The 12,762-nt window shown below is 72.4% G+C and carries 11 protein-coding genes; 1 reads left to right on the top strand and 10 read right to left on the bottom strand.

The features are described from left to right. Positions 1–266: 266 nt before the first annotated feature. The 10 genes from ABT008_RS28050 to ABT008_RS28005 form a co-directional block, all read right to left on the bottom strand. Positions 267–920 (bottom strand): NHL repeat-containing protein, encoded by a 654-nt coding sequence (locus ABT008_RS28050; protein ID WP_350699961.1) that lies wholly within the window; start codon positions 918–920, stop codon positions 267–269. A gap of 63 nt (positions 921–983) precedes the next feature. Then, entirely contained in the window at positions 984–1,886 is a 903-nt protein-coding gene (locus ABT008_RS28045) for a homocysteine S-methyltransferase family protein (RefSeq protein ID WP_350699960.1), read from the bottom strand. 38 nt (positions 1,887–1,924) lie between these two features. Then, positions 1,925–3,064 (bottom strand): trans-sulfuration enzyme family protein, encoded by a 1,140-nt coding sequence (locus ABT008_RS28040; RefSeq protein WP_350699959.1) that lies wholly within the window; start codon positions 3,062–3,064, stop codon positions 1,925–1,927. Positions 3,065–3,086: 22 nt separating this feature from the next. Beyond that, positions 3,087–4,364: an aminotransferase class V-fold PLP-dependent enzyme gene (locus tag ABT008_RS28035; RefSeq protein WP_350699957.1), complete on the bottom strand. Its 1,278-nt coding sequence runs from the start codon at positions 4,362–4,364 to the stop codon at positions 3,087–3,089. A 247-nt stretch (positions 4,365–4,611) separates the two neighbouring features. After that, on the bottom strand, positions 4,612–5,316 hold the full coding sequence (locus ABT008_RS28030; RefSeq protein WP_350699955.1) for a winged helix-turn-helix transcriptional regulator: 705 nt from the start codon (positions 5,314–5,316) through the stop codon (positions 4,612–4,614). A gap of 103 nt (positions 5,317–5,419) precedes the next feature. Further along, a complete protein-coding gene (locus tag ABT008_RS28025) occupies positions 5,420–6,706 on the bottom strand; it encodes an ABC1 kinase family protein (RefSeq protein ID WP_350699953.1) in 1,287 nt (428 codons plus the stop codon). Positions 6,707–6,711: 5 nt separating this feature from the next. Continuing rightward, complete coding sequence (locus ABT008_RS28020) at positions 6,712–7,353, bottom strand: NHL repeat-containing protein (RefSeq protein ID WP_350699952.1); 642 nt, start codon at positions 7,351–7,353, stop codon at positions 6,712–6,714. Next, a complete protein-coding gene (locus ABT008_RS28015; protein WP_350699950.1) occupies positions 7,353–8,249 on the bottom strand; it encodes a 50S ribosomal protein L11 methyltransferase in 897 nt (298 codons plus the stop codon). The genes ABT008_RS28020 and ABT008_RS28015 overlap by 1 nt, the downstream gene beginning before the upstream one ends. 128 nt (positions 8,250–8,377) lie before the next feature. Then, positions 8,378–9,580, bottom strand: a complete 1,203-nt coding sequence (locus ABT008_RS28010) for a DUF6004 family protein (protein ID WP_350699949.1) — start codon at positions 9,578–9,580, stop codon at positions 8,378–8,380. A gap of 204 nt (positions 9,581–9,784) precedes the next feature. Then, a complete protein-coding gene (locus ABT008_RS28005) occupies positions 9,785–11,617 on the bottom strand; it encodes an AfsR/SARP family transcriptional regulator (RefSeq protein ID WP_350699947.1) in 1,833 nt (610 codons plus the stop codon). A gap of 441 nt (positions 11,618–12,058) precedes the next feature. Here ABT008_RS28005 and ABT008_RS28000 point away from each other — a divergent pair. Beyond that, a partial coding sequence (locus tag ABT008_RS28000; protein WP_350699945.1) for a Clp protease N-terminal domain-containing protein occupies positions 12,059–12,762 on the top strand: 704 nt, incomplete at its 3' end.

Here is a 12,762-nt window from a genome sequence, read left to right as displayed (position 1 = left end):
CTCCGGCGCGCACCCCACCTCAGAGCAGGGAGAAGCGATGATTGCGTGCCACACCGGCGGTTGGCCGGACACCGAAGCTCCTCGGCGGACGGAGCTGGCCTCCGCGGCCGGCTGCTCGTGCGGCTGCGCCGGCCGCTGCCGGCCGCCGTCGGCCGACGCCCGCGGCGAGCGCGACCGCCGGCAGGACCAGTTCGACGCGCGCGACCGGGTGCCCTGACGCCGGACGGGTGGGGGCGGCCGGGACCTGCCGCCCCCACCGGGCCGGGTCAGCCGCCGAGCACGTCCGGCAGCCGGACCGCCTTGAACCGCCGGTCGGCGAAGTCGCAGTACCAGACCAGCTCGCCGTCCCAGGCCAGCCCGGTCGGATGCCCCGGCAGCCGCACCGTGGCGACCAATTGGCCCGACTCCGCATCGACCGCGTGCAGCAGGCCGTCCTCGAACTCGGCGTAGAGCACATGACCCTCGGCGTACGTGAGGCCCGAGGGCGACCCCACGACCGGGTATTCCCGCTGCACCGTCATGGTCTCGAAGTCCCGCAGCTGGATCACCGCGGGCGCGCGCAGGCAGAGCCACACGCCCTCGGGCCCGGTCTCCATACCGGTAACCCGGCCGTTGGAGGGCCGTACCGGCTTCGACCCGACCGTCTGGCCGGTGGCCGGGTCGATCAGCAGGATCCGCTTCGGCCGGCCGCCGATCTGGCACAGTTTTCCGTCCGCGTACCCCAGGTCGGCCCGCACGTCGGGGTGCGCGAACCACCGGCGTACCGTGCCGTCCGCCGGGTCGATCGCGAAGATCCGCGCGGCGTCCTGGTCGGAGTGCCAGAGCCAGGTGCCGTCCCAGGTCAGGCCGCACATGTATCCCGCCGGGCCGGGCAGGCTGCGCACCACCTCGACGGGCGGTGCGATCGTGGAGCCGCTCACCGTCTCGTTCTCCCTTCGTTGGCTGACCCGGCCCGCGCCGGGCCGGCGTACCTGCGGGCGGCGTCAGTCGACGGCCGCCACCGGGGCGTTAAGCCGGGCCGCCAGCGCGGCGATGTGCTCCGGCGACGTGCCGCAGCACCCGCCGGCCACGGCGAGCCGGTACTCCACCGTCCAGCGGGCGACCAGGTCGCCGAACTCCGCGGGGTCGAGCAGCGGTCGCGGTCCGGGCGCGCCGTCGCGGCGGTCCTCCAGGTTCGGGTACGCGCCGATCGGGCCGTCGTCGGCGTCGCGCAGCGCCCGCAGGCACCGCTCGGTCGCCTCCGGCCCGGTGCAGTTGACCAGCACCACCTCGGCCCCGGCGGCGCGCACCGCCCGCGCGGCGTCCACCAGGGAGTCGCCGGACAGCAGCCGGCCCTGGTCGTCGCAGACGAAGCCGGCCCAGGCCAGGGCGCCCACCTCGCGCACCTGCTCCACCGCGATCCGGGCCTCGCGGGCGGTGTTCATGGTCTCCACCAGCACCAGCTCCACCCCGGCCCGGACCAGCTCCACCGCCAGCCAGCGGTGCTCCTCGCGCAGCTCGTCGTCGGCCGGTACCAGGTCCGGCCGGTAGCAGTCCTCCACCGGGGCCATCGACGCGGCGATCCGGGTGCCGGGCGCGCCGGCCGCGTTGCGGGCGGCCAGCGCGACGCCGACGGCCGCGTGCACCATCCAGCCGAGGCCGGCGTCCTCCAGCCCGGCGCGGCGCAGCGCCCGCAGGTTGCAGCGCAGCGTGTTCGCGGTGAGCACCTGCGCCCCGGCGGTCAGGAACCGTTCGTGGACGTCGCGCAACACGCGCCGCCGGCTGTCCGCCAGCAGCGCCGCGATGCCCCACCACGGGGCCTGGTGGGGCAGCCCGGCGCGCTGCAACTCGGTGGCGAGTCCTCCGTCGAGCACCACCGTGGCGCCGCCGGTCGTGAATGCGGACATGTCTCCTCCTTCGCGGAGCGAATATGCCGGTCAGCGGGTCAGGCGCCGTCACGCAGCGCGGTGACCAGGTCCTCGACCAGGTCGGCCGGGTCCTCGATGCCGGGTGAGATCCGGATAAGCCGGTCGGTCAGCCCGAGACGCCGGCGCACCTCGGGCGGCACCGGGCGGTGGGTCATCAGCGCCGGGCACTCGATCAGGGAACGGACGCCGCCGAGGCTGACCGCAGCGGTGAACAGGCGTACCCGGTCGAGCAGCTTGGCCGGGTCGCCGAGGTACTCGAAGGCGGCGAGCGCGCCGGGCGCGGTCATCTGCCGGGCCGCCACCGCATGCTGCGGATGCGTCGGCAGCCCCGGATATCTGACCCGGGCGACGCTCGGCTCGGCCAGCAGCGCCGCCACCACCGCGCGGGTGTTCTCCACCTGTCGGGCGGTGCGCAGCGACAGCGTCTTCAAGCCCCGGTGGGTGAGATAGCAGTCGAATCCGCCGGGGGCGTTGCCGGCCACCGTGCGGTACGCCAGGAACCGCCGGTGCAGCTCCTCGTCCTGGTAGACGAGCGCGCCGCCGAGCACGTCGAGATGACCGGCGACGGACTTGGTGGTGCTGTAGAGCGCGATGTCGGCGCCGTGCGCGAGCGGTCGTTGCAGCACCGGCCCGGCGAGCGTGTTGTCCACCACCACCAGGGCGCCGTGCCGGTGCGCGAGGTCGGACACAGCGGCGATGTCGGCGACCTTGAGCAGTGGGTTGGTGGGCGTCTCCAGCCACACCATGGCCAGCTCCGGCCCGCACTCGCCGAGCGCGCGGTCCCGCTCGGCCGGGTCGGCGAGGTCCACCTGCCGTACCGTCACGCCGCGCTCGGCGGCGGCGGCGAGCAGCTGGTGGGTGCCGCCGTACATGTCGTCGGAGGCGAGCAGCAGCCGGCCCGGCGGCACCACCGACAGCGCGGTCGTGGCGGCGGCCTGCCCGCTGGTGTAGACGGTGGCGTGCCGGGCGTCCTCCAGCGCGGCGAGACACTCCTCCAGCGCCTCCCGGTTGGGCTGCTCGCCCCGGGCGTAGAAGTAGCGCGGCGGGTCCTGGGCGGTGCGGTCGTAGGTGGTGGCGAGGTGGATCGGCGGCACCACGGCGCCGGTGCCGGACACGGGTTGCTGGCCGACGTGCACCAGCCGGGTGTCGAACCTCATGACGCTCCCTTCCGGGCGCTGCTCAGAGGAACCGGACGTCGGGGTGATCGGTGGTCCAGGGACCCGCCCGTACGCCGGCGAGCAGCTCACCGACGAGGTCGATCTCGGCAATGGTGTTGTAGACGCCGAAGGAGAGCCGGACCGTGCCGAGCAGGCCCAGCTCGTCGAGGAAGGTGCTGGCGCAGTGCACGCCGCAGCGCACCGCCACGCCGTGCCGGTCCAGGTGCGCCCCGACGTCATACGGGTGGATGCCCTCGACCACGAAGGAGACGATGCCGCTGGGGTCGGTGGCCGGGTCACCGACCACCCGCACACGGTTGATCGCGCCGAGCACGTCCACGGCGTGCCGGACCAGCGTCCGGTCGTGCCGGCGGATCGCGTCCCAGCCGAGGTCGCGCAGGTAGTGCAGGGCGGCGGCCAGCCCGACCGCGCCGGCCACGTGCGGCGTGCCGGCCTCCCACCGGGCCGGCCCGTCGAGGTAGCGGACCGGCTGGTCGGCCGCGACGCCCTTCACCGTGCCACCGCCCACCTGGTACGGCGGCAGCCCGGCGAGCAGGTCCCGGCGGCCGTGCAGCACGCCGACACCCATCGGCCCGTACGCCTTGTGCCCGGAGAAGCAGTAGAAGTCGGCGTCGATCTCGCGCACGTCGACCGGCCGGTGCGGTACGGCCTGGGCGCCGTCGACCAGCACGAGCGCGCCGGCCCGGCGGGCGGCGGCGGTCATCTCCGGTACGGGGTTGACGGTGCCGAGCACGTTCGAGACGTGGCTGACCGCCACCAGCGCGGTGTCCGGGCCGAGCGCGGCGGCGAATCGGTCGGCGCCGACCCGCCCGTCGGGTCCGGCCGGCACCACTGTCAACGTGGCGCCCGTACGGTCGCAGAGCCGGCGCCAGGGCAGCAGGTTGCTGTTGTGTTCCATGCCGGTCACCACGACGCGCCGGCCCGGCCCGGCCACCCGCTGCCCGGCGGTGTCCGCGACCAGGTTGACGGCGGCGGTGGTGCCGGCGGTGAAGAGCACCTCCTCCGGCTGCGCCGCGCCGATCGCCCGCGCGGCGCTCTCGCGGGCCTGCTCGTACCACTCGGTGGACTCCAGGCCGAGCCGGTGGTAGCCGCGCCCGACGTTGCTGTTCGCCCCGGTGTAGTAGTCGGTCACCGCGTCCAGGACGACGCGGGGCTTCTGCGTGGTGGCGGCGTTGTCCAGGTAGGCGACGAGGTCGCCGGCCCGGCGGGCCAGCAGGGGGAAGTCGTCCCGTACCGCCCTGGGCAGCGCCTCCGGAGCGTGTCGCACCGTGTCCGTCATGCCGGCTCCTGTCGCTTGACGGCCGGTCGTCGGTGCCGGCGCACGCGCCGCGCGGGGTCGCCCCGCGACGCGTGCGGCGCCGTCTGGCGCTCGGGCGACGAAAGGGCGGACCGGTCGTCCCCGTGGGACCACAGTGCTCGGGAGGTGCCGCACGGGTGCGGCGTGCCGGACGACGACGGGCCCCGACGAACGCCGAGGCTAGTTCAGAATAATATAGTGAACCTGTCCCGTCACCCCCTGGCGTGGGTCAGTGACCGGAGGTCGCCCGGACGGCGGGCGCCGCGCCGGCGTCCAGGCCGAGCAGCTCGCAGCAGCGCAACACGGCGTCGATGTCGCCCTCCAGCTTGAGCTGGCCGCCGACCATCGCCATCAGCGGCGTGACCCGCCCGGCTCCGATGCGGACGAACGTGGCCGCGTCCGTGGTCGCCACCATCGCCGGGTCGTCGGACGGTCCCTTCGCCACCCGAGGCACCCCGCCGGCGACGTCGATGCGGAAGACCTCGTCGTCGACCTGGAACTGGTAGCTCTCGTCGATCGGGGAAATCTTGTCCCACTGGAACATCGCCTCCACGGCAAGAAAGCCCCAGTGCGGGCGGACGGTGTCCTCGGCGCTCAGGTCACCGACGAACTCCAGGCCCCAGTGCGCGAGCCCGAGCACCATCGGCCGCAGCGCCTGCCCGGTCGGGGTCAGCTCGTAGGAGAGCCGGCCGCCGGTGCCGTGCACGTCGACCTGCCGCAGCACGCCCGAGTCGACGAGGAACTTGAGCCGGTCGGCGAGCAGGTTCGTGCCGATGCCGGGCAGGTCCGCGAGCAGCTCGCTGTAGCGCCGGGGCCCCATCAGCAGCTCCCGGATGATCAGCAGCGTCCAGCGTTCACCCAGCACGTCGAGCGCGGACGCGAGCCCGCAGTACTGGTGGTAGGAGCGCTTGCCGGCGAGGCCAGTCTGTGCCATTCCGCTATCGTATATTTTAGTCCGTTGTTTGCGCAGGTGGGGCCGCGCTGTCGAGGCGACCGGCCAGGCCCGGCGGACCGTTCGGCCAACGCACAGGTGGCGCTCAGGCGGCGGCGCGGCGGCCGAAGAGCCCGCGCATCAGCACCGGCTTGGCCAGCTCCTGGAAGTCGAGGTCGGGGTCGAGGTCGCGGACCGTCCCCTCGATCACCAGCAGCGAGAGCAGCGGGAAGATGAGGTCCGGCGCGGCGTGCACGCCGTGGCGCCGTTGCAGGTCGAACATCTCCGCGGCGAACGCGATCAGGCTGAACTCCCGGGCCGGCAGTCTGTGGCTGCGCTCCACCAGGTCGGCCATCTTGACCAGGAACGTCTCCACGTCCGCATCCGGCCGCAGACCGGTGCCGCTGCGCACCACGATCTCGGCGCAGTACCGGCCGCGCCCGATCGACATGTTCATGAAGAACTCGGCGAACAGCCGGCGCAGCTCCTCGGTGAGCTGCACGCTGAACCCGGCGTCGAGCACCACCACCTGGGCGCCCCGGGTGAAGTAGAGGTTGCCCGGGTGCATGTCGCAGTGGACGAATCCGTCCACGAAGAGCATGTGGTAGATCGCTGTCATCGCGGGGGCGGCGAACCGCTTGCGCACGGCCGCCGACATCGACCGCGCCACGTCCACGTCGAGGTCGGGCACGAACTCCATGACCAGGCAGCGCGGCCGGCAGACGTCGTCACGTACGGCGGGCACCCGGACCCGGGGCACCACGGCGAGGTTCTCCTTGAGCCGGCGCAGGTTCTCCGCCTCCCGGGCGAAGTCGAGCTGGGCGAACACCGCCCCGCACATGTTCTCGACCACCTCCCGCACCGGGACGCCGCGCAGCATCGGCAGGCGGGCCATCACCCGGGCGCCGTGCCGCATCAGCGCAAGGTCGAGGGCCATCGTCGACTCGATGCCGGGACGGCGCAGCTTGAGCGCCACCTCGGCGCCGTCGGGCATCCGCCCACGGTAGACGCAGGCCACGCTGCCGCTGGCCACCGGCGTCGGGTCGATCTCCGCGAACTCCGCAGGCGTCTCGCTGCCGTACGCCTCGGCCAGCGCCCGGCTGGTCTGCTCGGAGGTCATCGGGTCGACCCGGTCCTGGAGCACAGACAGCTCGTCGCAGAGCGCGGGCGGCAGCACGTCGCGCCGGGTGCCGAGCACCTGACCGGCCTTGACGAACGTCGGACCGAGCCGCATCAGCAACGTGGTGAGGCGGCGGTAGAGCAGCCGGCGGGCCCCCGGCCGGTCACCTCGGACCGCCTTGACCAGCGCAGGCGGCAGCGCCGGCAGTAGGTGGGCGGCGCCGACCGCGCCGATCCAGGTCGAGCGGGCCAGCAGAGCGCGCGTCGTCGCCATGGACGTCAACCCTTCGTGATGCCCGGCACCTCGATCGCCCGGAGCTGCAGGGTGGTGAAGTCGCAGTACCAGATGCGGCGGCCGTCCCAGGTGATGCCGGTCGGGTTGCCCGCGACCGAGTAGGCGGCCACCTCCCGGCGGGCCGCCACTTCGTACAGGTTGATGGTGGCCGCGTCGTGGTCGGAGTAGACGAGGTAGCTGTCGGAGACGGTCAGGCCGGCGACCGGGTGCCGGACCGGGAACGTGTCGATCAGCCCGAAACCCTCCGGGTCGCGTAGGTCGACCTGGCGCAGGTCCTCGTAGCCCAGCCAGAGCCCGTGCCGGGTCGCCTCCAGCCCGCACAGCACGTTGCCGGGGCGCGGGTTGCCGAACTCGCCGAGCAGCTCGCCGTCCTCGGGATCGACCAGCCGCAGCACGCGGTCGTCGCCCGCCACCTGCAACAATCGCCCGCCGATAGTGGTCAGGTCGGTGCGCACGCCGGGGCAGTCGAGCCGGCGGACCACCTTGCCGCTGATCGGATCCAGGGAGGCGATCTGGCTGGAGACCGCCTCGGAGAACCAGAGGCACTCCGCAGACCAGGTCAGACCGCAGAGCTTGAGAGCGCCACGGACGGGAATGTCGCGGACGGTACCCACCGCGAAGGGCATCAGGACCTCCTCTGCCGGGACAGGCCGCACTCCAGCCGCCAGCCGGTCACCGTGCGGACGTCGCGCCGGGCCGGGCGGCGCAGGGCGACGGACAGCTCGTCGCCCTCGGCCACGTCGGTGTGTCGCAGCGGCCACACCCACACCGCCCAGTTACAGCCGGGGTACGACGGGAAGTTCGACAGCGCCACGTCGTCGGTGAAGTCGGCGGTGAAGAAGCCGAGCACGGCGTGCAGCCGTCCCGGCGCGGTGACCGGCAGACGCTGCCGCAGCGTCTGCCGGGACGGTGACCGGCCGTCGAGCGCCTGGTCGAGCACCACTGTGGGCTCGGCCAGCAGCTTCGGCGGACGCTGAAAGAAGTGCAGCTGCGCCGCGGGGGCCACGAGCTCCTGCACCGGGTCGAGCCGGTAGCCGTAGAAGTCGCCGCCCCACAGCCCCCAGCCCTCGTCGGCGAACTCGGCCGCGGCCAGCCAGGTCCGCAACCGCCGGGGCACCACCCGGCCGCCGGAGCGCAGGTGCCGGCGGGCGATCACGTGCAGCACCTCGGCCATCTCCTCCTCCGGGCCGAGGTTGCCCATCATCTCGGAGACCAGCACGTCCGCCTTGCGGGGCAGCCGGACCGTACGGGCGTCGCCGGTGACCAGCGTGAGCCGTCCCTTGAGGTCGTTGGCCTCGATGATGCGGGCCGCCGCCGCGGCGGTGGCCGGGTCGGCTTCGACCGCGTACACGTGCTCGGCGCCGTGCCGCAGCGCCAGCAGCGAGAGCGCGAGCAGCCCCGCGCCCACGTCGACTACCACGTCGCCGGGGGTGACGGCCTCCTCCAGCGCCCTGTCGTACGCCCGCAGCCGGGGCGCGTCGCCGAGCATCATCTGGTGCATGAGCAGCAGCCGCTGGTCCACGCGGTACCCCCTGAGCGCGCGTCCCTCCCGACCGCCGTAGCAGTCGGGAGGGACATCGTGACGGTACGTTGCTATTGGTTTTACTAGTAGAACCTCTGGCCGGCAGGCCCGTCAAGCGGACCCGTCGGTCAGGCGTTCACTGCGGCGTGCTCGCCGACCAGCGCGTCCCGCATCACCAGGTTGACGCCGGTGAGGCGGGCCTTCGGCTGCTCGTCCACGGCGACCAGCGCGGTGTCCGAGCCGTCCAGCTTGAGTTCGGTACCGGTGGCCTCCATGCCGCGCATCTTGCCGTTGACGTGCACGGAGTTGGCGGCGTAGAGCGTCTCGTGCGGCGTGACCAGCTCGAACTCGGCGTCGATGTGCAGATCGCCGGGGAACTTGAGCCGGCTGAGGCTGTCCTCGTTGCCCTCGCCCAGCGTGCCGCCGGAGACCCGCGGCCAGCTCGCCCGCAGCATGACCCGGCCACCCAGCTCAGGGCTGTGTCCGACGACGGCGACGCGGGCCAGCTGGGCGAGCACGCCCGGGCCCTCGTCGTGCTTGTCCGGGCCGAAGAGCAGCACCTCGGCGCCGGCCGCCTGGCGATAGTCCCCGGCCAGGTCGACCCGCACCGTCTTGCCGTTGACCTCGACCTCGATCTGCCCCTCAAGCGAGGTCTGCATGATCATGGACGGGTCGACCAGCATGGACATGCACGGGCCGGCGCTGGGCGCAAAGAACAGGTTCGGCGTGATCCCGACCGGCTGGTTCTCGTCGTTGGCCGGGTACCACGCCTCCGGCAGCGTGGTGCCCTTGACGACGTTCGGCGCGGCCATCACGTCGAACGGACCGTCACCGCGCGGCTTGCCCAGGTAAGGGCCGGTCAGCGGCTTCTTGAACGGCGGGACGCTGTCGACCACGCCGTAGATGTCGATGACGTTGCGGTGGGCGAGCCGCAGCGTGCTCGACTCCAGGATGCCGAAGCGGCGGATGTAGAACTCGGCCGGGAAGTTCTTGCCCGGCACGATCTGCCGCACGTGCCCGCTGTTGGGCAGGAACGGGTTGGACAGCACCTGGATGCGGTCGTCCAACTCGTAGCTGAACCCCTTGATGCCCACCTCGGGCGCGCTGATCAGCTCGGTGGCGAACTGCGCGTAGCCGTTCTCGTCGACCTTGTGCTCGAAGCCCGGCATGGGCCACTTGTTGAGCTGCACGAAGCCGGACAGGTTGATCGTCTCGCGGCGGCCCGAGTAGTAGTCCTCGCCGAAGACCACGGTGGCCGCGGCGAGGATGTGCGGGCGGATCGGCTTGGGTTCGAGGTTCAGGGACTCGTAGGTCTCTCTGGTGGAGCTCAAGCCAGACACCTCCAATGTCTGTCGGCAGGGGTCAGCGGCGGTCTGAGGGCCGCTGGTGGACCGGACCCGACCGGTCCCGCCGACTATCAAGCTATGTGTTTTTAAAGCGTACTGTCAATGCCTGGGCATCGTCAGGTGTCAAAGCCCCGGGAACACGACGGCCCGCTCCCCGGCGGGGAGCGGGCCGTCGATCGCGACCGCCGGTCAGTCCGGCACGGCCGCCACCCCAGCCGGCAGCAGCGGCCGGGACAACGGCAGGGGAAGCTCGGCGGCGGGGCTCGTCACGGCACCCGGGGTGTCGTACTCCAGCGCCAGCCGGCGCAGCAGGCCGAGCATCCGGTACCGGCCGCCGGCTGTCCCGACCGGCATCACCAGGGCCTTGTCCACCAGGGCGGCGAGCACCACCCGCACGTCCGTCGGGCCGGACGGATGGGGCCACCAGAACCGCCGGGCGGCCGCCAGGTCGAACACCCCCGGCAGCAACGCGACGTGCTGGAACAGGCAACGCTCGACCACGTCGAGGCGCTGGACGCTGCGGTCGAGCATCGCCCGCAGCGACGTGTGGCGTGGCTCCGGTCCGGCGGTGGGCGGGCGCAGTCCGTCCAGCGGTCCCTCCAGCTTGCGCAGCACCCCATCCAGGCTGTCGGTGGACAGGCACGCCGCCGCCATCTCCAGGGCCAGCGGCAGGCCGTCGAGCCGGCGGCAGATCTCCACCGCGATCTCCGCGTCCCGCCGGTCGAGACGGAACCCGGGGCGGGCCTGAGCCGCCCGTTCGGCGAGCAGCGCGACCGCCGGATTGGACAGGACCGAGGGCCATCCGCCCGGCTGCGGCACCGGCAGCGGATGCAGGCGCTGGACCCGCTCGTACGGCAGCCCGAGCGGCTGGCGCGACCCGGTCAGGACCACCACGTTCGGGCACGCCAGCAACAGCCGGTCGGCGACCACCGCGCACGCGTCGACCAGGTGCTCGGCGTTGTCCAGCACCACGAGCGTCGGCTGGTCGCGCAGCAGTTCGACCGGATCCTCGGCGCCGTTGCCCCCGAGCATCCGGGCCAGCCGGCGCTCCAGCTGCCGCCGGTCACTGAGGTCGAGCGTGTCCACTGTCAGGACCCCGCCGGTGAAGACACGGGCGGCCTGGTGGGCGGCGCGCAGCGTCACCGCCGACTTGCCGCAGCCGGGCGCGCCGGTGACAGTCACCGCGCGGTACTTCGCCAGCAGCGCCGCCAGCTCGGCGATGTCCCCGGCCCGCCAGTGCAGCGGCCCGGAGATCGGCCCGCAGCCGGGCCTGCGCCGCGCGGCGGGCACCGCCGGCGCCGGCCGGGGCACCGGTGGACGCCCGGCCGGGCGCACCAGCGCCCGGTGCACCGCCCGCAGCTCCTCCCCCGGATCGACGCCCAGTTCGGTACGGAGCCGCTCGGTGATGTCGGCGTACCGGTGCAGCGCCACGGTCCGGTGCCCACTGCCGCCGAGCACGGCCAGGTAGTCGGCCTGGATCGCCTCGTGCAGGGGTTCCAGCCGGGCCAGCCGGGTGGCGGTGTCGAGCACCGCCGCGGCCCGTCCCAGCCGCAGCCCCAGACCCACGTAGCTGTGCGAGGTCGCCACCCAGGCCGCACCCAGGGCCTCCACCTCGATGTTGTCGTGCAGCAGCGAGCGCAGCTCACCGAGGGTCGGGCTGCGCCACAGGTCCAGCGCCTGCCCGAGCAGACGGAACGCCTCCTCGCGGCAGCCCTCACCGATCCGCTTCTCGGCCTCGGCGACGTAGCGCCGGAACCGGGCGACATCCGTCTCGACGGTCTCGGCGCGCAGCGAGTACCCGGAGACGGTCGAGGCGATGACCCGTACCCGGCGCCGTGGCGGATGTTCCGGTTCGAGGACCTGGCGCAGCCGGGCCACGTACGTGTGCACGAGCGACCGGGCGCTCGGCGGGACCACGCCGCCCCAGACCGCCTCCTCCACCTCGCTCACCGGGACGCTGTCGCCGAGGCGTAACGCCAGAAGGGAGAGCACCGCCCGCTGCTTGGCCGGGCCGGGCTCCACCGGATGCCCCTTCCGCCTCACTTGCAGCGGACCCAACAGGTCGACCCGGTAACAGGCACGACTCTCCATCATCTATCCCCCTAGGCTCAGCGTGAGCCCGAGACTGGCACATCCGGTTACCGCGTGGCCACACTGAGCCATTGCTCAGGAAACTCGGCAGGCCAGGTCGCCGACCCGCCCTAGCAGCGTGATCACCGCCCGGGAGGTGCGCAAAGGTCGCCGGGCGGAGCACCGGCAGCCAAGAGTTCTTTTCATATGGCGAAGCTATTGATAGAAGTTGCGGAATGCGCCGGACTGCGCGATCCCGCGCCGACGAAGTCGCACCCCAGAGGGGGATGTCGCTCGCCGAGGCACCCTCATCGCTCGAGCACGATAGACAAGATGCTATATGAAATCTTAGCATTCTTATGGCCGGATGACTCACGTGAGGAGCACGAGGGCATGTTCGAGCGGTTCACCGACCGAGCGCGACGGGTTGTCGTCCTGGCCCAGGAAGAGGCCCGGATGCTCAACCACAACTACATCGGTACGGAACACATCCTGTTGGGCCTGATCCATGAGGGTGAAGGCGTCGCGGCGAAGGCTCTGGAGAGCCTGGGGATCTCGCTGGAGGGCGTTCGCCAGCAGGTGGAGGAGATCATCGGCCAGGGTCAGCAGGCGCCGAGCGGGCACATCCCGTTCACGCCGCGGGCCAAGAAGGTGTTGGAGCTGTCGCTGCGCGAGGCTCTGCAGCTCGGCCACAACTACATCGGTACGGAGCACATCCTGCTCGGTCTCATCCGCGAGGGCGAGGGCGTGGCCGCGCAGGTGCTGGTGAAGCTGGGCGCTGACCTGAACCGGGTCCGCCAGCAGGTGATCCAGCTGCTCTCCGGTTACCAGGGCAAGGAGCCGGCCGCCGCCGGCACCGCACCGGGCGAGGCGGCGCCGTCGACCAGCCTGGTGCTCGACCAGTTCGGGCGGAACCTGACCCAGGCGGCCCGGGAGGGCAAGCTCGACCCGGTGATCGGTCGGGAGAAGGAGATCGAGCGGGTGATGCAGGTGCTCTCCCGTCGGACCAAGAACAACCCGGTCCTGATCGGTGAGCCCGGCGTCGGTAAGACCGCCGTGGTGGAGGGCCTGTCCCAGAAGATCATCAAGGGCGAGGT

The organism is Micromonospora sp. NPDC002389, assembly GCF_040296095.1.
Taxonomy (GTDB): domain Bacteria; phylum Actinomycetota; class Actinomycetes; order Mycobacteriales; family Micromonosporaceae; genus Micromonospora.
The sequence above is the reverse complement of the archived record's forward strand: the minus strand, read 5'-3'. Positions and strand labels throughout refer to the sequence as shown.

Bases quoted from the DNA above. Each gene is read 5' to 3' on its own strand.
- ABT008_RS28020 (WP_350699952.1), bottom strand. From the start codon at position 7,353: ATGCCCTTCGCGGTGGGTACCGTCCGCGACATTCCCGTCCGTGGCGCT.
- ABT008_RS28035 (WP_350699957.1), bottom strand. From the start codon at position 4,364: ATGACGGACACGGTGCGACACGCTCCGGAGGCGCTGCCCAGGGCGGTA.
- ABT008_RS28045 (WP_350699960.1), bottom strand. From the start codon at position 1,886: ATGTCCGCATTCACGACCGGCGGCGCCACGGTGGTGCTCGACGGAGGA.
- ABT008_RS28040 (WP_350699959.1), bottom strand. From the start codon at position 3,064: ATGAGGTTCGACACCCGGCTGGTGCACGTCGGCCAGCAACCCGTGTCC.
- ABT008_RS28025 (WP_350699953.1), bottom strand. From the start codon at position 6,706: ATGGCGACGACGCGCGCTCTGCTGGCCCGCTCGACCTGGATCGGCGCG.
- ABT008_RS28030 (WP_350699955.1), bottom strand. From the start codon at position 5,316: ATGGCACAGACTGGCCTCGCCGGCAAGCGCTCCTACCACCAGTACTGC.